The organism is Candidatus Thiodiazotropha sp. AKAK2 (genome assembly GCF_058244685.1).
The window spans coordinates 307,133-332,119 of sequence record NZ_JBSYOP010000022.1; the positions used below are offsets into that span (position 1 = coordinate 307,133).

Sequence of the window (24,987 nt, forward strand, 5' to 3'; positions counted from 1 at the left end):
TCTATCTATGGGGTGAAATAATGAAAAGTAAACATAGCCTGATTGCCAGAACATTAGGATTATCAGCAACTTTCCTGCTTCTACACAACTCGGTTCCAGTTGTTGCCGGGGAGGTGGAGAAGGCGGTGGAGTATCGACAGGGCGTGATGAATGTCTTCAGTTGGAACATGAAAGCCATGGGCGACATGATGAAGGGTAAAACCGAGTTTGATAAGGCGCGCTTTGCCGCCCACGCCGAGGAGTTGTCCAATGCCTCCAAATTCAAGCTGATGAATGGTTTTCCGGAGGACTCTGAGTCTGATGAAAGTGATGCACTGGCCGAGATCTGGATGGACTTTGAAGACTTTGAAAGTAAATACCAGGATTTTGGTAGCGCTGCCCAGGCTCTTGAGAAAGCGGTTCAGGGTGGAGACAAGGGCAGTATGGGGGCAGCACTGAAAGAGACCGGCAAGAGTTGTAAGGCCTGCCATAAAAAATATAAGAACTGAACCGGGCCGGTCTGCTGGTGTTCATCGGCAGCATCAGCTTGACCTGCCTGTGTCGCGAGTCTGGTATCCCAGGCTGGAGAAGAGAAACGAAGTAGTTTCAGATTAGGAAGAGTCTGGCCTGGTATCTTCCTGGTTGATGTCAGGAGAACCCGGGGCCTGCCTCATCATCCGCCAGGAGTTTGATGATTCGACAGGCGATTCGATTTCCAACCGCGTCATCCGGCTCATTTCGTACCACCTCCACTTGTGCCGTCAAAGGCGGGGTGATTGCCTGGTTTGGCGTAATCTGAACGGTCATGCTGCTGTTCACCGGCACCTCCTGCTCCGAGGCGATCAGCAGGCCGCTGCTGCTTAGATTGAGGACACTGCCGGTGGAGACTGTGCTGTCACCGTTGACACGAAATTTGACTGGTCCGTTCACAGCCATGCGGTAGAAGCTGCGCTTTTCTGAAAAGTCGTTCATGCTATGGTCTCCCCATAAGTGACGGCAAGAGAATCTCTATCACAACCGAACGGTGACCTGAGTCAGCGGGACATTGACGTCGGTTGACTTTCCTTGAGCCGGCGCAATTTTCGCTGGCAGGGCAGCAGCCCGATTACCTGCATAGTAATCTATCAGGCTTGGGCCGGATTAGTGGCAAAATTGCCCAAATTCAGGCTTTTTTTTCCTGCTTTTATGACTTTGCTAAGGCTCACTGTGGAGCCGCCTGAAAGTGACCGGCCAATACGGGGCTGTTGTCTACCGGAGAAAAAGCCATGCATTCTGTAAATCATAACTTCAGTGCCGGCTTAATAACAGGTGAAGCCGGGTTAATTGTTGTGCGAAAATAGTCTTATCCTGATGTCTAATCAGTCAATGTCAAACAACGATCAGTCCCTAAGGAATCTTTATGGTTAAAAAACTCTACCCGTTGGTTACCGTAGTGTTGCTACTGCCATTGACCTTGACAGCCGAGGTCTATCGGACGGTCGATGAGCATGGCAATGTCACCTATACGGACTCGCCTCCGGCAGATCCAAAAAAGGTTGAAAGAGTCGAAATCCAACCAGGTCCATCCGAGGAATCGATCAGCGATACCATGGAGCGCAACAGAGCGATCCGCAAGGCAATGGAGGAGGCACAGGAGAAGCGGCTGGAAAAAAGCACAGCACGCAAGGATCGTGTGACGAAAGCTGAGGAGGAAGTTGAGGAGGCGGAGAAGCAGCTTACGGCCATGGAAGAGCTCGGTGATGACGACCGACAACATATTCAGGGTGGTAAGAGTTTCATTCGGCCGGAGTATTTCGAACGAGTCAAGAAGGCCCAACGGGAGCTGGACGAGGCCAAAAAGCGCCTAAAGAAAATACGTGGTTATTGATGCAGATCTATCTGGTTGGCGGGGCAGTCAGGGACCGATTACTCGGTAGGCTAGTCACAGAAAAAGATTATGTGGTTGTCGGGGCAACCCCGACGGAGATGCTCGATTTAGGCTATCGCCAGGTGGGCAGGGATTTTCCTGTTTTTCTCCACCCGCAAACCAATGAAGAGTATGCCTTGGCGCGTACACTCCGTCACCAAGATCATCAGCCTGGCGCGGTGGTTGCTGAGCCCGGAGTGACCTTGGAGGAGGATCTTGCACGCCGCGATTTGACCATCAATGCAATCGCACAAGATGGTGCCGGCAATCTGATCGATCCTTTCGATGGGGTTGAGGATCTGAACAATCGGGTGTTGCGCCATGTCTCCGGCGCCTTCTCAGACGACCCGGTTCGTGTGTTGCGGCTGGCCAGGTTCATGGCGCGTTACAATGACACCCCATTCACCATTGCCCCGCAAACGGTTGAGTTGATTCGGGCTATGGTAGAAGCTGGTGAGTTGGACAACCTGGTCGCCGAACGGGTCTGGCAGGAGGTCAGTCGGGCTTTGGCTGAGGCAAGCCCGGTACGTTTCTTTGAGTGCCTTCGTGAGCTGGGTGTGCTTAGCCGGATACTTCCCGAAATCGATAACCTGTGGGGTGTGCCGCAACCCACCAGATGGCACCCGGAAGTGGATTGCGGCGTCCATACCATGATGGCATTGAAGAAGGCCTGCGGATTGAGTTCTGCCGTGGAGGTTCGCTACGCCACCCTGACTCACGATCTGGGTAAGGCGACCACGCCGAAAGAGATACTGCCCAGTCATCATGGCCATGAAGCCAGGGGCGCTGAATTGATCAAGACCCTGGGCCGTAGATTGAAGGTCCCCTCCGGCTTTACGGATCTGGCTCAACGGGCGGCGACTTATCATACCCATCTGCACCACCTCTATGAGTTGAGGCCGAAAACCGTGCTGAAACTGCTTGAGGGTCTGGATGCCTTCAGGAAGCCTCAGAACCTGGAGTGGTTTTTATTGGTCTGTCAGGCTGACTTTCAGGGGCGCGAAGGGTTTGAAGATCAGGACTACCCACAAGCCAGGGACCTGATGAGTGCCTATCAAGCTGCCTGCAGCGTGGATTCGAAACAGTTGCCAAAAGGGCTTATCGGACCGATGGTGGGGGTTGCCATGAGACAGGCCAGAAGTACGAAGATTGCCGCAGTCATGAATAGCGTTAAACAACAACAGGAGTGCCAGCAACAGTGACGATCAGACTTGCGGAGACAAACCAGGAGATTCAGCTCTGTTATCCGGTGATGGCGGAATTGCGTCCCCACATCGGGGAATCTGAGTTTGTCAGTCGGGTGCTCGATCAGCAGCAGTCGGGTTACCGGCTTGTCATGCTGCTTGAGGATGCCGGTCCGGTCTGTCTGGCGGGCTATCGGGTTTCGGAGAATCTCGCCTGGGGGCGATTTCTCTATATCGACGATTTCGTTACCCGGGCAGAGAGGCGCTCGCGGGGAAATGGCGCTGCGTTACTGGATTGGCTTAAAAGAGAGGCGGAACAGCAGGGCTGCCGGCAAATTCATTGTGATTCCGGGCTGCAAAGAGAGCTGGCCCACCGTTTTTACGAGCGTGAAAGCATGCCAAAGACCGGTTTTCACTTCGCCGCATCCCTAAACGGGAGCGACTGAGTGAGCGGCGTAATATTCCTCAACCGACCAGACGGTCAAAAATCCTGAAACCGGCGATATAAGTGCCCGCCGCCGAGCCGATGGTGCTGAACAGAAACACCAGCAAGGTGCGGGAGACCCGGTTGTGCCACCAACCTTTGGCTGTGGTGGTGTCGTCCCGAAGCTGACTGAAGTCCGCCACGGTGGGTTTGCGCAGAAACACCTCGGCCAGTGCGGTCACCATACCGGCACCTACCGCCGGGTTGAGGGAAGTCAGGGGAGCAGCAAGAAAGGCGGTCAGGATGGTCAATGGATGGGCGGCTGCGAGCAGTGCGCCCAGGGCGGAGAGGCCGCCATTGATCAATACCCAGTCCATAATCAGTTCCAGGCCCAGCTCCGGACTGCGGCTGAAACCGATGATAAAACCGCTAACCACCAGCAGTGCGATGGCCCAGGGAATGATCTTTGGCCAGCGACTGGGCCTGGGTTCTTCGTCAAGCTGCTCAATGGTCGTGGTTGGTGTCTGCTGTTCTGAGGCTTCCAGATAGCGGGCGATGCCGTTCATATGCCCGGCCCCGATCACCACCAGCAGATTCTCATGACCGGCCTGATCTATCTCCTGTTTGAGTCTTGCCGCCATATACCGATCCCGTTCATCGATCAGAGGCAGATAGAGATCCTGTCGGTCTTCGGCAAATTCCGCAAAGGTGGTCTCCAGGATATCGCCCTCTTTCAGATGCTCGATCTCCTCTTCAGTGACCTGCTCTTTGGAGAGGATACTGGTCAGCAGACCGGCAAACAGGGTCAGTCGTTTCCACCAGGAGAGATTACCGGCAACCCGCTTCAGCGTGGTGCTGATCTCCCGGTCGATGAGCAGCAGAGGCTTATCTGACTCCTGGGCGATGCGGATCGCCTCTCTCTGTTCGGCGCCCGGTGCAATACCGAACTGGTTGGCCAGTCGCTGTTGATAGGCGCCCAATGCCAGGTTTGCCATCACCATCATCACCCGGCCCTGCCTGACCACTTTGAACAGATCCATCTTCGCCAGGTCGTCAGGGTTGATCAGTGCATTGAAGCGGCTGGGGCAGAGCTCCACGGCGACTGCATCGTAGTCGCCGGTTTGCAGCAGCTCCTCTACTTTTTCAGCGCTGTTCCGAGAGACGTGGGCAGTTCCCAGTAGGGTGATTTTACTCTCTCCCAGAAGGAGTTCCTTCTGAGGTTCCCGGTCGTTTTCTGTCATGGTAATGGATTGGGTCGTTTCAAAAACCCGACATTGTAACAGCCTTACCCGATGAACGGACGTATGATTGCAGAGGTAATGGTCCGATTTCTGGCTACTGAAAGTGATGGGCCTCAAATGCCGGATTCGTCACTGCCGCTGCCAAAATGGTCAGATCTCTGATAACTTACTGACTCTGAAGGTAAGCTGGTAGAGTTTGCTACCAACTTACGGATAGGTTTTATCCAATCTGAAATCATGGATTCCGATGCAAAATAATATTGTTTGGCATCAAGCCACAGTAACCCGCGAGCGGCGGGAGCAGATGAACAAGCACCGGGCGAAACTGCTCTGGTTCACCGGCCTTTCCGGTTCCGGTAAATCCACTCTGGCCCATGCTCTGGAAGAGGAGCTCTACCAGCGCGGTTGTCGGACCTATGTCTTCGATGGTGACAATGTACGCCATGGGCTGTGCGGGGATCTGGGATTCAGCGATGCAGATCGTACCGAGAATATCCGGCGTATTGCGGAAATGGCAAAGCTGTTTGTGGATGCCGGTGTGATTTCCTTAACCGCCTTCATCTCCCCCTTTCGGGAGGACCGGGACAGGGCGCGAGGACTGTTCCCCCATGGGGATTTCATCGAGGTCTATGTGGATTGTCCGCTGGAGGTCTGCGAATCGCGGGATGTGAAAGGGCTCTACAAGAGGGCACGGGCAGGTGAGATCAAGGATTTCACCGGTATCTCATCACCCTATGAGCCCCCGGCCAAACCGGAGATCACCATCCGCACGGCGGACCGGGAGGTGACCGATTGTGTCGATGAGATCGTCAACTCATTGGAGTTACGAGGCGTCATACCCAACCGAGTGGTTTAGACCAGGAGCAGTATTGTGAGCAGAGTGCACTATTTCCTCATTCCATTTCTGATCCAGCTGGCCGCCTGCCAGACTCTGGGAGAGCACACCCGGGCTGAATCCCTGGAGAACATTCTACGCAGTTATGAGGCATCGATTCGCTGGACCTCTGGGCAACAGGCCTATAATTTCCTGCCTCCAGACCATAAGGACAAAGAGTATAAGCCGGTCTCGAAAAACATCCGCGTAACCCACTACGAGGTGGTACAGGGGCCAACCATGCTTGGTGAGGATAAGGCGATCCAGACGGCGGTGATTCAATATGTGTTACAGGACTCGCAAGTACTCAAAGAGATGATCGACAAACAGGAGTGGCGCTACGACGAAGAGGGAGAGGTCTGGCATCTCTACAGCCCGGTGCCGATTTTTAAATAGGGAGATCGGCAACCATGATCGAAGAGTACCGTCCGTTCTCACCAACCACCAGATTTCTACTCTCTGCTGCTGCCTTTGTGGTCATTGTCGCAGGTATGAAAGCAGCAGTGACCCTGCTGATTCCGTTTCTGCTCTCTCTGTTTATTGCCGTGATTGCCGCTCCACCACTCTTCTTTCTCAAAGAGAAAGGCGTGCCGAGTGGTTTGGCGATGGTCTCGGTTGTCGGCATGATCATTATCGTCGGTTTGATGCTGGCCTGGTTGGTGGGGGGGTCGCTGAACGATTTCACCAGTAATCTGCCAAGCTACCAGGAGGTCCTAAAACAGCAGAGCCAACGACTGGTCAGCTGGCTGGGTGAGCAGGGTGTGGAGCTGGAGCTGAAGGCCCTGACAACCTATTTCGATCCGGCGAAAGCTATGGCTCTGGCGGGCAGCCTGATGAGCAGTTTGGGTAATGTGCTGACCCAAGCCTTTCTGATTCTCATTACGGTTATCTTTATGCTGTTCGAGGCGAATGCGTTTCAGGCCAAGCTTAAGGATCATGCGGAGAGTCCCGAGCGCTCCCTGGCCAGAATTGAGGCGATCACATCGAGTATTAAACGCTATATGGTGATCAAAACCTCCACCAGTTTGCTGACCGGCGTTCTGGTTGCGGTGTTGTTGGCACTGCTCGGGGTTGATTACCCACTGCTCTGGGGTACCTTGGCATTTCTCTTCAACTATGTCCCCAACATCGGTTCGATCATCGCTGCTGTTCCAGCGGTTTTGCTGGCCTTGATTCAACTGGGTCCGCAGATGGCGGCGTGGGCCGCAGCTGGCTATCTGATCATAAACAGCGTGGTCGGTAACGGTATCGAACCTCGTTTCATGGGTAAGGGGCTTGGGTTGTCGCCTTTGATTGTGTTCATCTCTTTGGTTTTCTGGGGGTGGATTCTGGGTCCGGTGGGGATGTTTCTATCGGTGCCATTGACCATGACCATGAAAATTGTGCTTGATAGCAATCAGGATACTCGAGGCTATGCGGCAATGTTGGGATAATCTCTCGAACAGTTCGCTTAGTGTCTGATGCAGCTTTTAATTCTTTTCCGGTGTCGGATTATTTGACAATCTGAATTTTCACCGTCGAAACCTCTAAAAAAAGTGCCTTCAAATCAATGAGATAAAATCTTGGCACAAGTGTTGCTAACTATCTTGCAAAACGTAGGTTACAGGTTTTACTGAGGTTCAAAAACATGAAGAAAATTCTTAGCTCGGTTCTGATGTTTGCTGCTCTCTGCCTGAGCAGCGCTGCACAGGCCTATCCCATCAACACCATCGAGACAGTAGCTGATTTCGGCAACAATCCAGGCAACAGCCGCAATAATGCAGCAGGTTATTACATCTGGAGTAACGAGTCTTATGATGAATGGTCAGTCCGTTGGACCGGTAACGATTTCGGTGACGTGATCCGGGGCAACTGGGGCGGCCGTATCTTCCTCACTGAACTGGAAAGTGACAGTGTGGTTGAAGTCAGTTTTGAACGCCGTGACGATCTCACCGTGCTGCAAGATGTAGGTGGTAGTCGCGACTACATCTATTTTGATGCGTTTGCCGGTGGAGGTTATGACGGTTTCAACTTCTCACTGAACACTCAGTACTATGCCGTACTCGACTTCAGTCTCTGGAGCCCGCTGTTTGCAGGTGAGCCGGCATCCCTGGTTGAAGGTACAGGCATCTACATCGGCCAGGACTTCGAAGCTCCGATGGTGCGTGTGGCTGAGCATTATGGCAACGTCTCGCAAAAATTCCGCATCAGTAAAGTACCTGAGCCAGGTACCATGGCACTGCTCGGTATGGGTCTGATCGGAATCGGTGCCGGCAGATTGGCGCGCAAAAAGAAGTAGTCTGAAACACGATTTTAGTTGAAAGTTCTCCTCCATTAGAACGACATTAAGCCGCCTATTCAGGCGGCTTTTTTTATCCTGATTAATCTGTTTAGCTTCTTACGCCAACATTCTCCGGAATAAGTTCCAATCATTTGGATTGTGGGCCCTACCCACTCAGAGGGTGAGATTGCTATTGGCTGCAATTGCCGATTTGCTGAAAAGGGCAAAATGCGTGCATTTCATTGTGGCCAGTAAATCGTAAAAGCTTCGTAAAAGGCAGGCTATACGGAAGCAACCCGATTTCTTTTAATGACTCTATCTTGTCTTGCAATAGGGGAGGAGATCTTATGCGGGATGACGAAGTGCTAACGCACCGGGCCCTGTTGAGTAATTGGTGAGAAGCCGCATTGATTGGTGATCATTCGCGACCATCGGGATTCTCTCTATCTGCAAACGGTACGGGTGTACCCTGCACCATTTGAAGATATCCCAAACAGCCGCGAAGTTGTCCGCAGCGCGTAACGTCAATCCCGAATGACGATTTCCACCCGGCGGTTTTTCAAGCGGCCGGCAGCGGTCGTGTTATCGGTAATCGGTGTGGATTCACCCAGTCCTAGGGTGTCGATTCTGGAGGCGTCTACACCAACCTGAACCAGCGCCTCCTTGACGGATAGCGCGCGTCGTTCCGAGAGATCCAGATTGTACTCTTCGGTACCCACGTTGTCGGTGTGGCCCTCGATCAGCACGGTCTTTTCCGGATATTCGCCCAGAAACGACGCCAGTTTGTCGATGGTGCTCATGGCGCCGGGAAGCAGATCGGTTTTACCCGACGAGAAAAGTACGTCACCCAGAGTCATGACCATACCGCGTTCCGTCTTCAGGGCCTGCAGCTCTTCAAGCTCAAGACGCAGTGCCTCGGCCTTGGCCAGTGCCTGCTCCCGCTCCATCAGCGCAGACTCCTTTTCACGAAGCGCTTCGGCCTTGGCCTGCTGTTCAAGCTGGATTTCAATCTCCCTTGCTTTCAAGCGCTCCTTGTTTTTCACTTCACCCAACTCCAGAAGCCTGTTGTTGGCCGTTTTGCGGGCAGCGATCGCCCGGGCGGTCTCGATTCGGGAGGTACCGACGTAGGTGAGTGAGTTCATATCCTCTTCGTTGTCGGCAACCGCTGCACGAGCCAGAGCCTGCTCTGCTCTCTCCAGCTCGGCCGGAGCATGGCGCAGTATATCCTCATTCTGTTTTGCTTCGGCGTAGGCTTGCTCTGCATCCAGCAGGGCTTGGCTTTTCTGAGTGGAACTGCAGGCGATGAGTAACAGGGCGAGTGCAGCGAAGATCGTCAAACGGTTAGCTATGCGGGACATGGTGTGTTCTCCATCAGAATCTGATTATGTGTGGGGCTGTCACTGCCTTTTTCTGGCACGCATGATCTCTTCTCTCAGCACCTTGATGCTGTTTTCGAGTTCGCTTACGGCTCTGTCTGCTTCCGCCTTGGATGAAATGGCCTTGGCCAGTTCCGCGTCTGCCTGGGCCTCTTCTGCAAGCCTTTTTGCTGATTCGTAGTTCTCTTTGGCCAATTCGAGTTTGGCCTGCTTAATCTTCTGCCTGGCCCGATCCATGCGTACAGGTGCATGTTTGGTGGCATCTTCATTCTCCGCCGCATTCAGAGCGGTTTCCGCTGCAGACATCTCCGCGACAGGTTTTGGCGCTGAGCTGCATCCAGGCAATGCGATGAACATCATAGTAAGGATTGCGGGTAGAGTGAGTGCCCGCCAATTTGGTATTACAGAGTTCAGCATGATGTTATTCCTTCTGTTTGAACCAGCAACTGTGGATTTTATAGTGTGCTTGGTGCCGTCTCCCGAAAAGCCATCCGGTCTCAGAGAGACGAAACACTTAGCGTCGATTATTCGAGGCTTTGTCTGATCCGTCAACCAGGCATTGGTTAAAGCGAGGTCTTAGGTCCCGAGCAGGGTCCCTTATGCATTGGCTTTACGACAGAAAACTGAGCTTCGTTAATCTGTGAGGATACCTCAGAACTGAATGATCGTAGAGGTTTGAAGACTGTAATTTGACGATTTATAACGATTCCGCACGCTGATTACAGGAGTGGCCCATCGGATTCTGATGTGCTACCGATGGGCCATTCGATCAGTTCAGGTCACTGATCAGTGAGTTTTTAACGGTGGAGTCCAACCCATCAATTGTATAATTATACTCTGCATGATCAATTCCGGCGGATAGCTTGGCGCCGTTTTTCAGGCTCTCGATCATCCCGTCAGTCAATTCGAAACGGATGAAGTGGACCGCTGAAGTTTTATCTTCCGTTGTGCGTTCAAGATCCTCATTGGCAATCGGGCGGATCTTTTCATGGCCTTCAACTGCAAACCAGATAGCGTTTTCGATACCAATCAGTTTTGCCAGCGCCTGTTTACGCTCTTCCACATCGTCATACTCCATCATGAATGTGGCCTTCCAGTTGGTGCCGTCGGGGATCAGAGGATTGTAGACATCCAGTTCGTCCTGGATGCCATCGTGTTCAAATATACGTTCGATGCGCAACATCTCCTGAATCTGATACTGCATCGTCAGCTCATCCTCGAAATAGAGCGCGGCGTGAGGTCCGATCGGTAATCTACGGCTTTTTTTGTGGTCTATGACGCGGGTCCTGAACTCCTGGCGAATACGGGAATACTCTTCGAGGCTGTAGAGGTCTTCATGGGAAAGCTGGGTCATGAGGCGCTCCTGAAATCAATCTTGTGCAAAGGTTTTTTCCATAAACGGGTTTCATCGCTAAGCGGATCTAGCGGCTTGCGATAGCCTTCATTTGCCATTTGTTGTTCTCCGTTTTATTCGTTCTATAGACCATAGGCCTGACGCATCAGGCTGATCGGATGTTGTGGCTGTCTGCCATCTCTGAGGCCATTTTCGATATGGTGGCCCGCCATCGGGCAGTCACTGCCATAACAGTCGGCTTCCGCCTGTTTTACCCGGTTGACCACCGGCTTGCCTATCTTCATGGCATGTTTGTGAAACTCGCTTTTCACGGCATAGGTGCCATCATGGCCGGAGCAGCGTTCGATGGCTGTGACCTGGGTATCAGGGATCAGGCTTAGCACCTCTTTTGTCTTGGCGCCCACATTCTGCACCCGCTGGTGGCAGGCGGCATGGTAGGCCACCTTGCCGAGGCCCTGTTTGAAGTCAGTTTTCAGTAGCTGCGATTTGTGTCTGATCATCAGATACTCGAAGATGTCGAAAACCGCATCGGCGACTTTTTTGACGTCAGGATCATCGGGAAACAGCAGCGGCAGCTCCTGTTTGAACATCAGGGCACAGGAAGGTACCGGTGCGACGATATCCCAACCCTGATCCACCAGTTTGGCCAGTACCGGAATATTGGCATCCTTAGCGGCCTCTACCGCGTCCAGATGGCCCAATTCGAGTTTGGGCATGCCACAACATTGCTCTTTTTCAGCCAGGGTTACCGGGATGTCGTTGTGTTCGAATACCGCCACCAGGTCCTCACCCACATGGGGTTCGTTGTAGTTGCCGTAACAGGTGCCGAACAGGGCGACTTTACCTTGGGTGGTGCCCGCCGGGGTGCCCTGTGCATCGATGGCAACTTTCCCAGCCAAGCGTTTACGTAGCGGCTTGCTGTGAAATTCGGGGAGTTTCGCATCGGGGTGGACACCTAGTGCGTGATCCAGGATTTCACGGAAATTCTTCGCTTTGTTGAATTGGTTGACCACGCCGGAGACAATCGGAATGCCGGCCAGTTTGCCCAGGTTGTCGGTGCTGGTGAGTAGCCGGTCGCGCAGTTTGACGTCGCCTTTTTTGTACTTCACCGCTTTCGCCCGCAGCATCAGGTGTGGAAAGTCGATATTCCATTCGTGAGGCGGTACATAGGGACATTTGGTCATATAACAGAGGTCACACAGGTAGCAGTGATCCACCACCTGCCAGTAATCCTCTTTGGCAACACCATCGACCTCCATGGTCTCCGATTCATCCACCAGATCGAACAGACTGGGAAAGCTTTGACAGAGGCTGACGCAGCGTCGACAGCCATGGCACAGATCGAAGACCCGTTCCAGCTCTTCCATTAAGCTCTGTTCGTTGTAGTATTCGGGGTTTTTCCAGTCGATTGGATGCCGTGTCGGGGCTTCCAGATTACCTTCTCGTTGACCGGTAGGTGCTGCCATGGGTATCTACTCCTGCATTGAGGCCGGGCGGCCCCTCGCCGAGGCCGCCGAATCGGGCGCTGCCCGTGCCTGATCTGGTGCTCAGTCCAGCTCGTCCAGTGCTCTCTGGTAACGGTTGGCATGAGAACGCTCGGCTTTGGCCAGAGTTTCGAACCAGTCAGCGACTTCATCGAAACCCTCATCGCGGGCGGTTTTGGCCATACCTGGATACATGTCAGTGTATTCGTGGGTTTCACCGGCGACAGCGGCCTTCAGGTTGTCGCCAGTCGGGCCGATCGGCAGACCGGTTGCAGGATCGCCGCACTGCTCCAGATACTCAAGATGACCATGGGCATGGCCGGTTTCACCTTCAGCGGTGGAACGAAACAGGGCTGCTACATCGTTGTAACCCTCTACATCGGCTTTGGCAGCGAAGTAGAGGTAGCGACGGTTGGCTTGGGATTCTCCGGCAAAAGCGTCTTTCAGGTTTTGCTCAGTATTACTACCTTTGAGTTCCATATCTGGTTCTCCGAAATGATGGTTATTGTGGAATTGCACGTTGAGCCCTGCAGGCTCTTCGCTGATGCTTAGAATAGTTCTAAAAATGATTGGAAGCGAATGGTCTTTTCAATGGCAATGATAGTTTTTACCTAATATTAAATTGTTTTTGAGAAGGAATGTGTGTAATGAATTGCAGAGCATGGCTTTGTGCGGAATATAACCCTATGTAAAATATGTTAATTATATCGGGCTGTAGAATTATCAGCCGATTGAATTTATACTCATCTGATGGATTTGAACGAACAACAACAGCCTCCGCAAAAGCGGAACACTACCCAGATGATGATCGCGCATGGGGTCAACCTGACCAAACAGCGGCGCATCATTGCGGATGTTTTGTTCGAGCGTAACCAGCATGTCACTGCAGATCAGCTCTTCGATCTGGTCAAGCAGACTGGCAGCCGGGTATCGAAAGCGACGGTTTACAACACCCTGGGATTGTTCACCCGGAAGGGATTGGTGAGGGAGATCTTTATCGATGCCTCGCGTACCTTCTACGATTCAAACAACAGCCACCACCACCACTTCTACAATGTGGATACTGGTGACCTGATCGATATCAAAGATCGTTTGGCACCCCACTTCATCGAACAGGATCTGCCGGAAGGCACATCCATGGATATTGTCGATCTGGTGGTGCGGGTTAAAAACATCAAGTCCTGAGCGATTGCCCCCTTTTCAGCCGCCTCTTCTGACAGATCAGAGAATTTCTCTCTTCGCTGAGTTGGAAACGTTGACATAAGTCAATGTTTTAAATTTAGACTAATTCTAATATTCACCTCCACACTGTATGGTTTTTAGGGTCGTCCGGAGCCGGTCACACCGAAAAAGTCCATGCAGGTCGAAAAATAAACAATGCGAATATGTTCCCAAATGGCCTGCAGCTGCCTGAGTTGAGCAGCAGGCGGATCAAGTCAGTTACTCCATGAGGATGGTTCCAGTCTTCAAGAACCTTACAGGTAAAAGGAAATGAACTTTAAAATTTCTCTGATCGCAACAGTGCTGCTAGGTATTTCAAGCCATGCTATGGCAGTGGAAGAACCCATCAAACCGATTAAACCTGTTCAGAGCATTAATCTGGGGCAGGTTGAGTTGGGCAAGAAACTCTATTTTGACCCCCGCCTGTCCAAGTCGGGCTTTATTTCGTGCAATTCATGCCACAACCTGAGCATGGGGGGCACCGATAACCTTAAAACCTCGATCGGTCATAATTGGCAGCAGGGCCCGATCAACGCGCCTACCGTCCTAAACTCCAGCCTGAACGTGGCTCAGTTCTGGGACGGCCGGGCTGCAGACCTGAAAGCACAAGCCGGTGGTCCGATCGCCAATCCGGGCGAGATGGCGGCAACCCATACCCTGGCGATTGAGGTGCTGGAATCGATCCCTCAATACATGATGGAGTTCAAGAAGGTGTTTGGCGTGGATAAAATCACCATCGATGAGGTGACCCAGGCGATCGCCGAGTTTGAGAAGACCCTGGTGACCCCCAACTCGGATTTTGACAAGTGGTTGTTGGGCGACAAGGCTGCGCTGAATGATGAGGAGCTGAAAGGCTACAAGCTGTTTAAGGAGAGTGGTTGCACCGCCTGCCATAACGGTGAAGCGGTTGGCGGCAACTCATTTCAGAAGATGGGTCTGGTCGAGGCCTATAAGACCGATAGCAAGGCAGAGGGTCTGAGTGCGGTGACCGGTAAGGATGCGGACCGCTTTAAATTCAAAGTGCCCACTTTGAGAAATGTGGAGATGACCTACCCCTACTTCCATGATGGTGAAGCGCAAACCCTGGCCGAAGCTGTTGATGTGATGGGTAGGTTGCAGCTGGGTCGTAAGTTCACAGAGGCGGAGAACGGCCAGATCGTGGCTTTTCTCAAGACCCTGACCGGGGATCAGCCATCCTTCATGATGCCGATCCTGCCACCTTCAACCGACAATACTCCGGTACCGAAACCTTTCGATTAAGTAAAAGTCGCCGGTAGGTTCAAACAGAACCGCTATCTGCATGCCACGCACCCATCTGGGTGCGTGGCTCATTCCGGGGTGATCAATCCTGCAGAGCTGCGAAGTGGGCTGCACCCTTCAGGGCCGTCTTATCATTCAGAATGACCCTCACCGGCATTGCCGTGACGATGTGCTGCATGCGGCCTTTGGCGAGAAAAGCCTGCATGAACTGACCCTCAGTCAGTAGCGGCAGTATTTGTGGTGCAATACCACCACCCAGATAGACGCCCCCGGTAGCCATGATCTTCAATGCATGATTACTCGCCTCACGACCATAGAGTTCGATGAACAGCGCCATGGTTTCTGCTGCGATCGGATCTGTTTTGTCGATGGCGGCCCTGGAAACCGCTGGCGCCACACCGATCCGGTTGATCTGCTGTTGCAGCCAATCCGGTGTTGTGGCCGATCGATATTGACGCAGAAAGGCGTAGATGCTCTCTATTCCGGGTCCTGAGACGAGGCGCTCCCAGCTGACATGACCATACTGCCGCGCAAGACTTTCATAGAGCGCATACTCCAATGAGGAGCTGGCACTGAAGTCCGAGTGGCCCCCTTCCGAGGGAAAGGGTCGGTAATGATTGCCATCCCAATAGAGTCCGGCTTCTCCAAGGCCGGTGCCGGCAGAGATGATCGAGCGGTTGCCAGCAGCATTTGCAGCCCCGGTATTGAGGCTGTGAATGTCGGACTCATGGAGGGTGTCGATACCCCAGGCATTGGCTTCAAGGTCATTCAGCAACCAGACCTGATCAAAGCCGAACTGCTGTTTCACCGCCTGGGCGGAGACCAGCCAGGGCAGGTTGGTCGTTTCGCAGACCTGATCGATGACCGGTCCGGCGAGTCCGAAACAGGCACGCTCGATCCGTTTGAGATTGTGCTGATCGAGAAACTGTTTGAGAATCGATTCGATGGTCGGATGGGCCGGGCTCGGATAGCTGGCTTCGATGATCGCTTGCTCTGGCGTGGTGCCTGTGGAATCGAACAGCGCCAGTCGGGTATTGGTTCCACCGATATCGCCTGCCAATATCTGCATCTATAACCTCACTGGAAAATAAGCTACTTAGGTGCGTATCATACCCGGATGGATGTCTCACCCATACTCGATCCTCTCAATGATGCGCAACGGGAAGCAGTAACCGCCCCGGTCGGCAGCCTGCTGGTGCTGGCTGGCGCCGGCAGTGGCAAAACCCGGGTGCTGGTCCATCGAATTGCCTGGCTGCTGAGCGTAGAACAGGTCACCCCCTGGTCGATCATGGCGGTCACCTTTACCAACAAGGCGGCCAAGGAGATGCGTAATCGTATCGAAGAGCTGCTCGGTCAACCCATCGGCGGTATGTGGGTCGGCACATTTCACGGTCTTGCCCATCGACTGCTGCGCGGTCACTGGAAGGAGGCGGGCTTACCACAGAATTTCCAGATCCTCGACTCGGATGATCAGTTTCGGCTGATCAAGCGTCTGCTGAAGAGTCTCGATCTGGATGAGGCACGCTGGCCGCCGCGGCAGGTGCAGTGGTTTATCAACGGCAAAAAGGATGAAGGGCTGCGTGCCCAGCATCTGGATGATGGCGGGGATCCCTATCAGCGACAGATGATTCGTATCTACAGTGAGTATCAGGCCGCCTGCGAGCGGGGAGGCCAGGTGGATTTTGCTGAATTGCTGCTGCGTGCCCATGAGCTGATGCGGGATCGGGCGGATCTGTTGCAACACTATCAGAACCGTTTCCAGCATCTGCTGGTGGATGAGTTTCAGGACACCAACACCATCCAGTATGCCTGGTTGAGGTTGCTCGCCGGCAAGCAGAGCCATCTGTTCATCGTAGGGGATGACGATCAGTCGATCTATGGCTGGCGCGGCGCCCGGGTGGAGAATATCCAGAGTTTCCAGAACCACTATCAGTCAGCAAAACTGGTGCGCCTGGAGCAGAACTATCGCTCCACCGGTAATATCCTGAATGCGGCCAATGCGCTGATCAACAATAACCCTTCGCGGCTCGGCAAGCAGCTCTGGACAGAGGATTGTGAAGGTGAACCGATCAATCTCTACGGCGCCTTCAACGAGATCGATGAGGCCCGATTCGTGGTGGAGCGAATCCGTCAGTACATCGAAGAGGGCCACGCCCGCACCGAGGTGGCGATTCTCTATCGCACCACAGCCCAATCACGGCTGTTTGAAGAGGCGTTGATCCAGTCCGGGGTTCCCTATCGGGTCTATGGCGGATTGCGGTTTTTCGAACGGGCGGAGATCAAAGACGCCCTGGCCTATCTGCGCCTGCTGAGTAACTTCCATGACGACAGCGGTTTTGAGCGGGCGGTGAATATGCCGCCGCGAGGCATCGGTGCAAAAACCATGGAGGCGTTGCGCAGTCATGCCAGGATGTTCGATTGTTCTCTCTGGCAGGCTGCCAGTGAGCTGGTGCAGGGTGGCGGTATGGCGAAGCGGGCCGCGACCGCCCTGCAGAAGTTTCTCGATCTGTTGGAGGAGTTGAAGGTCGAAACCAGAGACCTGACCCTCGCCGAAAAGGTGGATCAGGTGTTGAACGCCAGTGGTCTGCCGGACCACTTTGCCAAGAGCCGTGACGGCAAAGGGATTGATCGTAAGGAGAATCTGGAAGAGCTGGTCAATGCCACCCGTCAATTTGAATGGGGTGAGGATGATGAGCTGGAGGAGTTGGATGCCTTTCTCTCCCACGCTGCACTGGAAGCCGGTGAGGCGCAGGGGGATCCGTATGAGGATTGTGTGCAACTGATGACCCTCCATTCAGCCAAGGGATTGGAGTTTCCACTGGTTTTTCTTGTTGGCATGGAAGAGGGGCTGTTTCCACACAGCATGTCGGCGGATGACCCCACTCGACTCGAAGAGGAGCGCAGACTCTGTTATGTGGGTATCACCCGGGCGATGAAGCTGCTCTATCTGAGTCATGCAGAGAGTCGACGGCTGCATGGCAGTGACAGTTATCCCCTGCCCTCCAGATTCATCCGCGAGATCCCCGCTGAACTGATGAGGGAGGTACGGGCCGGACCGGTAAGCAGTCAACCGATCTACGGCGACTCGCCCTACCTTGAAACCACCCAGCAGTGCGGGTTTAATCTGGGACAACGGGTATGCCATGCTAAATTTGGTGAAGGCGTGGTGCTGAACGCAGAGGGTCAAGGACAGAGTGCCCGGGTGCAGGTTAACTTTGAAGAGGTTGGTACCAAGTGGCTGGTCGTGGCCTACGCCAACCTTTCACCCTGCTAGGGCGGGCCTAAGAAGAATTACATCGAATAGCAAATACAGACAGACCGGAGGGTTACATGAAACGTCGTGAATTTATAACAAAGGTTGGTGCCGGTGCACTGGCGACCGGTGTTGGCCTCTCCACCGCCAGCGTTGCCGAGGCGAAAGCCAAGATCAAATGGAAGATGGTGACCACCTGGCCGAAGAACTTTCCCGGTCTGGGAACCGGTGCCAACAAGCTGGCCGAGGTCATCAATGAGATGAGTGGCGGCCGGATGCATGTCAAAGTCTATGGCGCCAAAGAGCTGGTACCCGCCTTTGAGGTGTTTGATGCCGTTGCCAGTGGAACCGCTGAGATGGGCCACGGTGCGGCCTACTACTGGAAAGGCAAGAGTGAAACCGCGCAGTTCTTTTCCACCGTGCCTTTCGGCCTGACCGCCCAGGAGATGAACGGCTGGCTCTATTTCGGCGGTGGATTGGAGATGTGGACTGAGCTCTACAAACCGTTTGGCCTGATCCCGGCGCCGGGTGGCAATACCGGTATGCAGATGGGAGGCTGGTTCAATAAAGAGATCAACAGCGTTGCTGATCTGAAGGGCTTGAAGATGCGTATTCCGGGATTGGGCGGAGAGGTGCTGAAACGGGCCGGAGGGACACCGGTCAACCTGCCGGGTGGCGAGCTCTTCACCTCGCTGCAGTCCGGTGCAATCGATGCCACGGAGTGGGTGAACCCGTACAACGACCTGGCGTTCGGCCTTTTCAAGGCGGCCAAATACTACTACTTTCCGGGCTTTCATGAGCCGGGCACTACCCTTGAGGCAATCATCAACGAGAAGGCGTTCAATGCCTTACCCAAGGATCTGCAGTCGATCGTGATGAATGCCTGTAAGGTAGCCAACCAGGAGATGCTGGCCGAGTACACGGCGCGCAATCCTGCCGCGCTGAAGACCCTGGTTGAGAAACACAAGGTCGATATTCGTATCTACCCAGATGACGTCTTGGCCACCCTGCGCAAGTTCTCCAGTGAAGTGGTCGAGGAGCTGGCCGCCAAGGACGCCTTCGCCAAGAAGGTCTACGACTCCTATATGAACTTTCTCAAAGGCTCAAGAGAGTGGGGATCGATATCCGATTTCGCCTATCTGAAGGCCAGAGACAAAGGCTGATCCGGTGCACAGCTTTGTGCTCGATCACTAGCCGCGAATGAATGCAATTCACCGCAAATTAACGCAAATGCTTATAAGTTCAGTGGGGCAAGGGAAGTCTCAATCGATTTACGGCAATTTGTGGTGATTAGCGTTCATCGCGGCAAATACGAAATCCTAATAACGACCTGTCAGCAGCGTCGGTAAGTGGAAAGTGATCTCCCCTCCCCTTTCACTCTATGTCCACATCCCCTGGTGTGTGCGCAAATGTCCCTATTGCGATTTCAACTCCCATGGGATCAAGCAGGCTATTCCCGAGCAGGCCTATGTGGATGCCTTGCTGCACGACTTGAGCATCGACATTGAAGGCATCGAGGGCAGACAACTCTCGTCAATTTTCATCGGTGGGGGGACGCCGAGTCTGTTTTCGTCTGCTGCGATTGCCAGGTTGCTGCAAGGAATTGAGCAGCGGTTCGCCTTTGCCGAGTCGATGGAGATCACCCTGGAAGCCAATCCGGGCGCCGTGGAAGCCGGCTCCTTCGCCGGTTACCGGCGGGCCGGGGTCAATCGCCTCTCGTTGGGCTTTCAGAGTCTGCAAGCTTCGATGTTGCGGGCGCTGGGCAGAATTCACTCCCCTCAGGAGGCGAAAGAGGCTTTTGCGCAGGCGAGAAAAGCGGGTTTTGACAACATCAATATCGACCTGATGTTCGGCCTGCCTGAGCAGACCCTGGCGATGGCGGAAGTGGATCTGGCTGCGGCGATTGAACTCGGCAGTGAGCATCTCTCCTACTATCAATTAACCCTGGAACCCAATACCCCGTTTCATCATGCACCACCGGCCGTGCCGGATGATGAGCAGTTGTGGCTGATGCAGCAACAGGGGATGGAGCAGCTCGCCAATGGCGGCTTCAGCCACTACGAAGTATCTGCCTATGCACGCCAGGGGCATGAGTGCAGGCACAACATGAACTACTGGCGGTTTGGGGACTATCTGGGTATCGGCGCTGGGGCTCACGCCAAGTTGAGCCTGGCTGACGGCCGGGTGAAGCGCTTCTGGAAACAGCGTCATCCGGATGCCTATCTTGCCGCTGACAAAACCGCTGACTTCATCCAGGGTGAGCGGCAGCTTGCTGAGGAGGATCTGCTAGTGGAGTTCATGATGAATGCGCTGCGTCTGCTTGAAGGGGTGGAGCTGAACCTGTTTGAGAGCCACACGGGAGTCGGCTTGCAACAGATCGAAACGCCGTTGCGGCAGGCCGTGGAACGAGGCTTGATGCAGCCTGTTGAGCAGCGGCTATGCCCCTCCTCATTGGGGCATAGATTTCTGAATGATCTGCTCTCACTTTTCTCAAGTTAAAAGGACTTCTTAACAATAATTTGACCAAAGTACGCTAACATATTAAATTTATAGGTCTATCCCATGAGATTGGGTTAGGTGGCAACACCAGGAGTCAGTAGATACCTCTCGTCTAATCTGGATACGCGAGCTGTTTTGCAGGGAGCAGCGTGGAACCCTTGCATTGATAGGTTCCAGTGAATGGTCGATTGCCGTCTCCGCCAGTCAGTGCAATCACCAGATTCCAGCCAATGGTTTTGGGAGGAGCTTGGGCGCCTGTGCGCTGCGGCTGAATAATGCAACTGTTCCTCAAAGTTGTTGTTTCGATTTCAGCACTTCTGGCTGTCACGCTGCTGATGCCTGATGCCCAGCAGGTTTACGCTGATATGTCGTTGCATGGAAACGACTCCGCACTCCAATCCACCGCACAGATCAAATCCGGCACGACACCCCCCAAGGTACAATATCTTCCAGAATCACTGAGCGAAGTGCAGCTTGGTGTTCTGCTCATCGGCGGGGCACTGGTGATTGGCCTGCTGGTGATATTCCGCTTGATCAAAGGCCGTTGGGAATCATTCTTCGAGCGGTACGAAGAGATCGCCCGTTCTTTGTCGGAAGGTAATTATCTGGCCGTCACCCGTCTGCCGGTGGAGGGTAAGCTGGCCCCGGTCAGCCGGGTATTGCGACAGTTGGTCAGTGAGAACTTTCTCTATCAGCAGACCATCAATCAGCAGAAACGGGTCTACGCCGCACTCTCTGAGACCAGTAAGATGGTGCTGAGGAATCCACCGCCATTGGTCATGTTCGAGCATGCCTGTGAGATTGCGGTGAACTTTGGCGGGTTTACTGCCGCCTGGGTCGGTGAGGTGGATATCGATGCAAAGCTGCTGCATCCGGTTGCCTGTGCCGGTATCCCCAAAGAGCGGCTGAAGGTCTGTAAATTCGATCTCGACCTGACCGATCCTGAGGGTGATAGTCCGTTGGCAACCGCAGTCTACGGGAAATGCGCTTCTGTGATAGACCGGATCGATCCGGATGGGGGGAAGACCACCTGGCATCGTTTGGCACAGACCAGCGGCGGTCAGTCGGTTGCGGTGTTTCCAATTGTGGTGAATCAGGATGTGATCGCCGCCTTCACCCTCTACGCAGACGGCCCGGAATATTTTACTCAGACCATCCACGATCTGCTCGATGAGATGGTCAGCAACTTCGCCTTCGCGATTGAAAACCATGAGCGGAGTCAGGCCCATCAGCTGGCGCATAACTCCCTGGAAGAGTCTTCGAAACAGCTCACAGAGGCCAATAAGCAGCTTTCGATGTTATTGGAATCGACTGGTGAAGGCATCTTCGGGGTGGATGAAAATGATAACTGCACCTTCATCAACAAGGCCGGGGCAGAGATGCTCGGTTATACCCAACAGGAGCTGATCAACAAGCCGATCCATAACCAGGTGCGGATGTTCGATGAGTCGGGTCTGTCATTCAACTGCCGGGTGGTTGAGCAGGGTGATCCTGTGAAGGTCAGGGATGAGTCTTTTCAGCGGCAGAATGAAACCCTGTTTCCGGTTGAATATTCAACCTATCCGATTATGGAGCATCGACAGTTCAAGGGTTCGGTCACAGTGTTTCGTGATGTCACATCCAGCCGTTCGATGATGCGTGAGATGCGCTTTCTGGCCACCCATGATTCGCTCACCCATCTGCTCAACCGGCATGCCTTTGATCAGCGCTTGAGGCAGGCCTTTTCCGACTCGAAGGAACACAATGCGCAACATGTGCTGCTGTATATGGATCTTGATCAATTCAAACTGGTCAATGATACCTGTGGTCATGTGGCGGGAGATATGATGCTGCGCCAACTCTCCCATCGTCTGCAACGGACCATCGGGGAGAACGATGTAATAGCCCGTCTGGGCGGAGATGAGTTTGGTTTGCTGATGGAGAACAGTAACCTGCAACAGGCGACACAGATGGCGAATCTGATCAGCAGCACGGTGAAGGCATTCAGATTCTCATGGGAAGGCCGCAGTTTCACCACCGGTGTGAGTATCGGTATTGTCGCCATCGGGCCCAAGACCGAGAGTCCGCACAATGCACTCAGCGCAGCGGATGCGGCCTGCTATGTGGCGAAGGACATGGGGCGCAATCGAATCCATGTGTATCAGCCCTATGATGAAGAGATCAATCGCCAGCAAGGTGAGATGCACCTGGTAACCAAGATCGAGAGTGCCATTGATCAAAGTCGTTTCTCTCTGTTGCAACAACCGATCATGTCGTTGAACAGCAGTTCCATTGGTGATGAGCATATCGAACTTTTGGTGCGGATGCAGGATGAAGAGGGAAGAATGATCATGCCCGGTGCATTCATACCTGCGGCCGAGCGCTACAACATCATGCACAATGTTGACCGCTGGGTGATCGGCGAGGCATTCAAGTGGTTGTCTGAGAACCGAGAGCGTCTTGAGGAGTTGAGTCTTTGCGCCATCAATCTGTCAGGACAATCCCTGGGTGAATCCACACTGCATGAGTACATCCTGGAGCAGTTGCGCCACTACGGTTTGCCGGCAGAAAAGATCTCGTTTGAAATCACCGAGACGGCGGTGGTCAGTCGTCTCGATCAGGCGACCCGCTTCATCAGTCTGTTAAAACGCCGGGGATTCCGTTTTGCATTGGACGATTTCGGTACCGGGATGTCCTCTTTCGCCTACTTGAAGCATCTACCGGTCGACTATCTGAAGATCGACGGCAGTTTTGTCCGCAATATGATGAATGATCCAGTAGATCGGGCAATGGTTGAATCGATCAACCAAATCGGGCATCTGATGGGTCTGAAGACCATTGCCGAATATGTGGAAGATGACCAGACTCTCGAGCAGTTGATCGATATCGGTGTGGACTACGCGCAAGGGTATGGCGTGGTTCAACCTATGCCGCTGAGCGGCAGTGACAGACAAAACGCGTCACAGGGGACCATCCACTGAGAGTCGGCCAGTCGGCCACTCAATTCATGCGGCACTGGTCCAGAAACGTTTCCAACCCCACCTCTTCCGCATAGGCCTTCAAGATTTTCGGGCGAGGGCCCTTCTCCTTCACCTCGAAGATCGCTTCCGGTTGGTTTGGCAGTTTGCCGTATCGACCTGCGGGTATTTTTACCGTGATGGTCGGTTTGCTGGTTCTGCGGGGTTTTCTGACACGGCGGGATTTACTGGTTTTCCCCGACTTAGGTGCTGACTTGGCGCTGTTTTCGGCCTCGAGTTTCTCGACGACGCGGCTGACCCTTTTGATATGGTGAGTGATGTAGGATTCGAAACTGACGCCACTCTCTTTGAGCAGGGATGAGATTTTTGTGCTGACCTCTTTGAGTGCTTTCTCTTGCTGCTCAGCTTTCTGTTGTTCCTTTTCAAGGCGGGTGATTTCAGCCTTCAGGCTTTCGATCTGTTTTTGTATATTTGGCATGTTCCTGTGCTCTAATCCAGATAAATCCATCGAATTCTAAATAGCTTCAGTGTATTTAGGCAAATATCAACCACCTTTGTGTGAGTGGAGTCTATGAGTGACAACCCCTATCGGCCCATTGCCTGTGGCCTCCATGAATCCTATCAATATGCCGTGATGACCCGTACCCGGCTCGATCTCAGCTGGCGGGATGAATCTGGTCAGCATCTTCAGGCCCGGGTTCTGCCAATCGATGTGGTGACCCGGGACAAGGCGGAGTATCTGATCGTTCGGGATCCGTCAGGAGAGGCGTTGGCGGTGCGGCTCGATCAGATTGTCGGGGCAATCGATCTGGCTTCGGGCAAAAACCTGGAATGATCCGTGGTCAAAATGTTGGCGTTTCGTGGGTTGGCCTTCTAACAGGTTGATTCTTAAGGTAATGATAGTTTAAGTCTGACGGCAATCGAGGGCATTTTAGGAATTATCATCTGAGACACTCGTCAGAGAGTATGTTAGTTTTAATAGTGAAGACGCCAGAGTAGAGCCTTATGTGCCACACTGATCTAGATTTCGACCACTTGCTTAAATTGGCCGAGAGGGACCCGGTGAAATTCGAAGCACTGCGTCAGAAAACAATTGATACCTACATCGCAACTCTGCCCAATGAGCGCCAAACGCAGATGCGTCGATTGCAGTGGCGTATCGACCAGGAGCGCAGAAACCGCTCTCCCCTTAGCGCCTGCATGCGAATATCAGGGTTGATGTGGGACAACATGCTCGGACCCAAGGGCATGCTGGGTTATCTGCGCAGTATCAACTCAGAGCCCGGAATGGGGCGTAACAGAGTCAGCAGCTGTAAAATCGTGGAGTTTCCGTTAGGCTCCAGCTGAATTTAAACGGATTTATGCAGTATTAGTGGTGCGGGTACTTGCCTTATGGCCCATCTTGGCCTATTATTCCGCGCCTTGTCTGCCAGTTTGGGCAGAATCATTGCTAATTTCTCACGAGTGAGTCAGTCATGAAACCGGATACTCATCCTCAATACGAGGAAATCAAAGTCGTATGCAGTTGCGGCAACGAAATTGTCACCCGATCCACATTGGGCCAGGATGAGATGCACATCGAGGTATGCTCCTCCTGTCATCCTTTCTATACCGGTAAGCAGAAGATGGTGGATACCGCTGGCCGAGTGGACAAGTTCCGCAAAAAATACAGCCGCTAAGCTATTGGGCAACTGCTGCGTCGTTTCGACGCGACA

26 protein-coding genes are annotated in these 24,987 nt (G+C 53.4%); 17 read left to right on the plus strand and 9 right to left on the minus strand.

Features of this window, described 5'->3' with window-relative positions; genetic code table 11:
* Positions 1–20: 20 nt before the first annotated feature.
* Positions 21–488 (plus strand): c-type cytochrome, encoded by a 468-nt coding sequence (locus AC4IE8_RS10190; protein WP_068994759.1) that lies wholly within the window; start codon positions 21–23, stop codon positions 486–488.
* A gap of 139 nt (positions 489–627) precedes the next feature.
* Here AC4IE8_RS10190 and AC4IE8_RS10195 read toward each other — a convergent pair whose 3' ends face one another.
* The gene (locus AC4IE8_RS10195; RefSeq protein WP_068994760.1) at positions 628–951 is read right to left on the minus strand and encodes a PilZ domain-containing protein; all 324 of its coding nucleotides are present in this window, start codon (positions 949–951) and stop codon (positions 628–630) included.
* 427 nt (positions 952–1,378) lie between these two features.
* Between AC4IE8_RS10195 and AC4IE8_RS10200 the strand changes: the two genes are divergently transcribed.
* From AC4IE8_RS10200 to AC4IE8_RS10210, 3 genes are read left to right on the plus strand one after another with little or no spacing between them, the layout of a single operon-like run.
* Positions 1,379–1,846: a DUF4124 domain-containing protein gene (locus tag AC4IE8_RS10200; protein ID WP_068994761.1), complete on the plus strand. Its 468-nt coding sequence runs from the start codon at positions 1,379–1,381 to the stop codon at positions 1,844–1,846.
* The gene (locus AC4IE8_RS10205; RefSeq protein ID WP_068994762.1) at positions 1,846–3,087 is read left to right on the plus strand and encodes a multifunctional CCA addition/repair protein; all 1,242 of its coding nucleotides are present in this window, start codon (positions 1,846–1,848) and stop codon (positions 3,085–3,087) included. The genes AC4IE8_RS10200 and AC4IE8_RS10205 overlap by 1 nt, the downstream gene beginning before the upstream one ends.
* Complete coding sequence (locus AC4IE8_RS10210) at positions 3,084–3,515, plus strand: GNAT family N-acetyltransferase (protein WP_068994763.1); 432 nt, start codon at positions 3,084–3,086, stop codon at positions 3,513–3,515. The genes AC4IE8_RS10205 and AC4IE8_RS10210 overlap by 4 nt, the downstream gene beginning before the upstream one ends.
* A gap of 19 nt (positions 3,516–3,534) precedes the next feature.
* On the opposite strand, the gene AC4IE8_RS10215 is transcribed toward AC4IE8_RS10210, so the two are convergent.
* Positions 3,535–4,734, minus strand: coding sequence for a TraB/GumN family protein (locus tag AC4IE8_RS10215; RefSeq protein WP_068994764.1), 1,200 nt, complete (start codon positions 4,732–4,734; stop codon positions 3,535–3,537).
* 247 nt (positions 4,735–4,981) lie between these two features.
* Here AC4IE8_RS10215 and cysC point away from each other — a divergent pair, with 247 nt between their 5' ends.
* From cysC to AC4IE8_RS10235, 4 genes are all read left to right on the plus strand, one after another.
* On the plus strand, positions 4,982–5,590 hold the full coding sequence (gene cysC / locus AC4IE8_RS10220) for an adenylyl-sulfate kinase (RefSeq protein ID WP_068994765.1): 609 nt from the start codon (positions 4,982–4,984) through the stop codon (positions 5,588–5,590).
* A gap of 15 nt (positions 5,591–5,605) precedes the next feature.
* A complete protein-coding gene (locus AC4IE8_RS10225) occupies positions 5,606–6,004 on the plus strand; it encodes a hypothetical protein (RefSeq protein ID WP_068994766.1) in 399 nt (132 codons plus the stop codon).
* Positions 6,005–6,018: 14 nt separating this feature from the next.
* Positions 6,019–7,041, plus strand: a complete 1,023-nt coding sequence (locus AC4IE8_RS10230) for an AI-2E family transporter (protein WP_068994767.1) — start codon at positions 6,019–6,021, stop codon at positions 7,039–7,041.
* Between the two features lie 194 nt (positions 7,042–7,235).
* The gene (locus AC4IE8_RS10235; protein WP_068994768.1) at positions 7,236–7,886 is read left to right on the plus strand and encodes a PEP-CTERM sorting domain-containing protein; all 651 of its coding nucleotides are present in this window, start codon (positions 7,236–7,238) and stop codon (positions 7,884–7,886) included.
* A 506-nt stretch (positions 7,887–8,392) separates the two neighbouring features.
* On the opposite strand, the gene AC4IE8_RS10240 is transcribed toward AC4IE8_RS10235, so the two are convergent.
* The 5 genes from AC4IE8_RS10240 to AC4IE8_RS10260 all read right to left on the minus strand — a co-directional run bounded on the left by AC4IE8_RS10240 (position 8,393) and on the right by AC4IE8_RS10260 (position 12,562).
* Entirely contained in the window at positions 8,393–9,226 is an 834-nt protein-coding gene (locus AC4IE8_RS10240; RefSeq protein ID WP_068994769.1) for an OmpA family protein, read from the minus strand.
* A 39-nt stretch (positions 9,227–9,265) separates the two neighbouring features.
* Positions 9,266–9,661: a DUF4398 domain-containing protein gene (locus AC4IE8_RS10245; protein WP_083226215.1), complete on the minus strand. Its 396-nt coding sequence runs from the start codon at positions 9,659–9,661 to the stop codon at positions 9,266–9,268.
* Positions 9,662–10,013: 352 nt separating this feature from the next.
* Positions 10,014–10,598: a DUF3501 family protein gene (locus AC4IE8_RS10250; RefSeq protein ID WP_068994772.1), complete on the minus strand. Its 585-nt coding sequence runs from the start codon at positions 10,596–10,598 to the stop codon at positions 10,014–10,016.
* Positions 10,599–10,720: 122 nt separating this feature from the next.
* The gene (locus AC4IE8_RS10255) at positions 10,721–12,064 is read right to left on the minus strand and encodes a heterodisulfide reductase-related iron-sulfur binding cluster (RefSeq protein ID WP_068994773.1); all 1,344 of its coding nucleotides are present in this window, start codon (positions 12,062–12,064) and stop codon (positions 10,721–10,723) included.
* Between the two features lie 81 nt (positions 12,065–12,145).
* A complete protein-coding gene (locus tag AC4IE8_RS10260) occupies positions 12,146–12,562 on the minus strand; it encodes a rubrerythrin family protein (RefSeq protein WP_068994839.1) in 417 nt (138 codons plus the stop codon).
* Positions 12,563–12,832: 270 nt separating this feature from the next.
* Between AC4IE8_RS10260 and AC4IE8_RS10265 the strand changes: the two genes are divergently transcribed.
* Positions 12,833–13,267, plus strand: a complete 435-nt coding sequence (locus AC4IE8_RS10265) for a Fur family transcriptional regulator (RefSeq protein ID WP_068994774.1) — start codon at positions 12,833–12,835, stop codon at positions 13,265–13,267.
* A gap of 306 nt (positions 13,268–13,573) precedes the next feature.
* Positions 13,574–14,563: a cytochrome-c peroxidase gene (locus tag AC4IE8_RS10270; RefSeq protein ID WP_068994775.1), complete on the plus strand. Its 990-nt coding sequence runs from the start codon at positions 13,574–13,576 to the stop codon at positions 14,561–14,563.
* Between the two features lie 82 nt (positions 14,564–14,645).
* Here AC4IE8_RS10270 and AC4IE8_RS10275 read toward each other — a convergent pair whose 3' ends face one another.
* On the minus strand, positions 14,646–15,632 hold the full coding sequence (locus tag AC4IE8_RS10275) for a glucokinase (RefSeq protein ID WP_068994776.1): 987 nt from the start codon (positions 15,630–15,632) through the stop codon (positions 14,646–14,648).
* A 48-nt stretch (positions 15,633–15,680) separates the two neighbouring features.
* On the opposite strand from AC4IE8_RS10275, the gene uvrD reads away from it, so the two are divergent.
* The 4 genes from uvrD to AC4IE8_RS10295 all read left to right on the plus strand — a co-directional run bounded on the left by uvrD (position 15,681) and on the right by AC4IE8_RS10295 (position 23,275).
* Positions 15,681–17,837, plus strand: a complete 2,157-nt coding sequence (gene uvrD / locus AC4IE8_RS10280) for a DNA helicase II (protein WP_490790946.1) — start codon at positions 15,681–15,683, stop codon at positions 17,835–17,837.
* 56 nt (positions 17,838–17,893) lie between these two features.
* Positions 17,894–18,979 (plus strand): TRAP transporter substrate-binding protein, encoded by a 1,086-nt coding sequence (locus AC4IE8_RS10285; protein WP_068994778.1) that lies wholly within the window; start codon positions 17,894–17,896, stop codon positions 18,977–18,979.
* A 193-nt stretch (positions 18,980–19,172) separates the two neighbouring features.
* Complete coding sequence (gene hemW, locus AC4IE8_RS10290; RefSeq protein ID WP_490790947.1) at positions 19,173–20,315, plus strand: radical SAM family heme chaperone HemW; 1,143 nt, start codon at positions 19,173–19,175, stop codon at positions 20,313–20,315.
* Positions 20,316–20,590: 275 nt separating this feature from the next.
* Positions 20,591–23,275 (plus strand): EAL domain-containing protein, encoded by a 2,685-nt coding sequence (locus tag AC4IE8_RS10295; RefSeq protein ID WP_490790948.1) that lies wholly within the window; start codon positions 20,591–20,593, stop codon positions 23,273–23,275.
* A gap of 19 nt (positions 23,276–23,294) precedes the next feature.
* Here AC4IE8_RS10295 and AC4IE8_RS10300 read toward each other — a convergent pair whose 3' ends face one another.
* Positions 23,295–23,750: a hypothetical protein gene (locus AC4IE8_RS10300; protein ID WP_490790949.1), complete on the minus strand. Its 456-nt coding sequence runs from the start codon at positions 23,748–23,750 to the stop codon at positions 23,295–23,297.
* 93 nt (positions 23,751–23,843) lie between these two features.
* On the opposite strand from AC4IE8_RS10300, the gene AC4IE8_RS10305 reads away from it, so the two are divergent.
* The 3 genes from AC4IE8_RS10305 (at position 23,844) to rpmE (ending at position 24,951) form a co-directional block, all read left to right on the plus strand.
* Positions 23,844–24,107 (plus strand): hypothetical protein, encoded by a 264-nt coding sequence (locus tag AC4IE8_RS10305; RefSeq protein WP_068994782.1) that lies wholly within the window; start codon positions 23,844–23,846, stop codon positions 24,105–24,107.
* A gap of 170 nt (positions 24,108–24,277) precedes the next feature.
* Positions 24,278–24,619 (plus strand): DUF3135 domain-containing protein, encoded by a 342-nt coding sequence (locus AC4IE8_RS10310; protein ID WP_068994783.1) that lies wholly within the window; start codon positions 24,278–24,280, stop codon positions 24,617–24,619.
* A gap of 128 nt (positions 24,620–24,747) precedes the next feature.
* Positions 24,748–24,951, plus strand: coding sequence for a 50S ribosomal protein L31 (gene rpmE, locus AC4IE8_RS10315; protein ID WP_068994784.1), 204 nt, complete (start codon positions 24,748–24,750; stop codon positions 24,949–24,951).
* Positions 24,952–24,987: the final 36 nt, after the last annotated feature.

Coding starts and splice junctions, on each gene's coding strand:
- AC4IE8_RS10235 (WP_068994768.1), top strand. CDS start 7,236: ATGAAGAAAATTCTTAGCTCGGTTCTGATGTTTGCTGCTCTCTGCCTG.
- AC4IE8_RS10205 (WP_068994762.1), top strand. CDS start 1,846: ATGCAGATCTATCTGGTTGGCGGGGCAGTCAGGGACCGATTACTCGGT.
- AC4IE8_RS10295 (WP_490790948.1), top strand. CDS start 20,591: ATGCAACTGTTCCTCAAAGTTGTTGTTTCGATTTCAGCACTTCTGGCT.
- AC4IE8_RS10305 (WP_068994782.1), top strand. CDS start 23,844: ATGAGTGACAACCCCTATCGGCCCATTGCCTGTGGCCTCCATGAATCC.
- AC4IE8_RS10240 (WP_068994769.1), bottom strand. CDS start 9,226: ATGTCCCGCATAGCTAACCGTTTGACGATCTTCGCTGCACTCGCCCTG.
- AC4IE8_RS10260 (WP_068994839.1), bottom strand. CDS start 12,562: ATGGAACTCAAAGGTAGTAATACTGAGCAAAACCTGAAAGACGCTTTT.
- uvrD (WP_490790946.1), top strand. CDS start 15,681: ATGGATGTCTCACCCATACTCGATCCTCTCAATGATGCGCAACGGGAA.
- AC4IE8_RS10265 (WP_068994774.1), top strand. CDS start 12,833: ATGGATTTGAACGAACAACAACAGCCTCCGCAAAAGCGGAACACTACC.
- AC4IE8_RS10190 (WP_068994759.1), top strand. CDS start 21: ATGAAAAGTAAACATAGCCTGATTGCCAGAACATTAGGATTATCAGCA.
- AC4IE8_RS10255 (WP_068994773.1), bottom strand. CDS start 12,064: ATGGCAGCACCTACCGGTCAACGAGAAGGTAATCTGGAAGCCCCGACA.
- AC4IE8_RS10275 (WP_068994776.1), bottom strand. CDS start 15,632: ATGCAGATATTGGCAGGCGATATCGGTGGAACCAATACCCGACTGGCG.
- rpmE (WP_068994784.1), top strand. CDS start 24,748: ATGAAACCGGATACTCATCCTCAATACGAGGAAATCAAAGTCGTATGC.
- cysC (WP_068994765.1), top strand. CDS start 4,982: ATGCAAAATAATATTGTTTGGCATCAAGCCACAGTAACCCGCGAGCGG.
- AC4IE8_RS10250 (WP_068994772.1), bottom strand. CDS start 10,598: ATGACCCAGCTTTCCCATGAAGACCTCTACAGCCTCGAAGAGTATTCC.
- AC4IE8_RS10195 (WP_068994760.1), bottom strand. CDS start 951: ATGAACGACTTTTCAGAAAAGCGCAGCTTCTACCGCATGGCTGTGAAC.
- AC4IE8_RS10230 (WP_068994767.1), top strand. CDS start 6,019: ATGATCGAAGAGTACCGTCCGTTCTCACCAACCACCAGATTTCTACTC.
- AC4IE8_RS10200 (WP_068994761.1), top strand. CDS start 1,379: ATGGTTAAAAAACTCTACCCGTTGGTTACCGTAGTGTTGCTACTGCCA.
- AC4IE8_RS10310 (WP_068994783.1), top strand. CDS start 24,278: ATGTGCCACACTGATCTAGATTTCGACCACTTGCTTAAATTGGCCGAG.
- AC4IE8_RS10215 (WP_068994764.1), bottom strand. CDS start 4,734: ATGACAGAAAACGACCGGGAACCTCAGAAGGAACTCCTTCTGGGAGAG.
- AC4IE8_RS10245 (WP_083226215.1), bottom strand. CDS start 9,661: ATGCTGAACTCTGTAATACCAAATTGGCGGGCACTCACTCTACCCGCA.
- AC4IE8_RS10285 (WP_068994778.1), top strand. CDS start 17,894: ATGAAACGTCGTGAATTTATAACAAAGGTTGGTGCCGGTGCACTGGCG.
- AC4IE8_RS10300 (WP_490790949.1), bottom strand. CDS start 23,750: ATGCCAAATATACAAAAACAGATCGAAAGCCTGAAGGCTGAAATCACC.
- AC4IE8_RS10270 (WP_068994775.1), top strand. CDS start 13,574: ATGAACTTTAAAATTTCTCTGATCGCAACAGTGCTGCTAGGTATTTCA.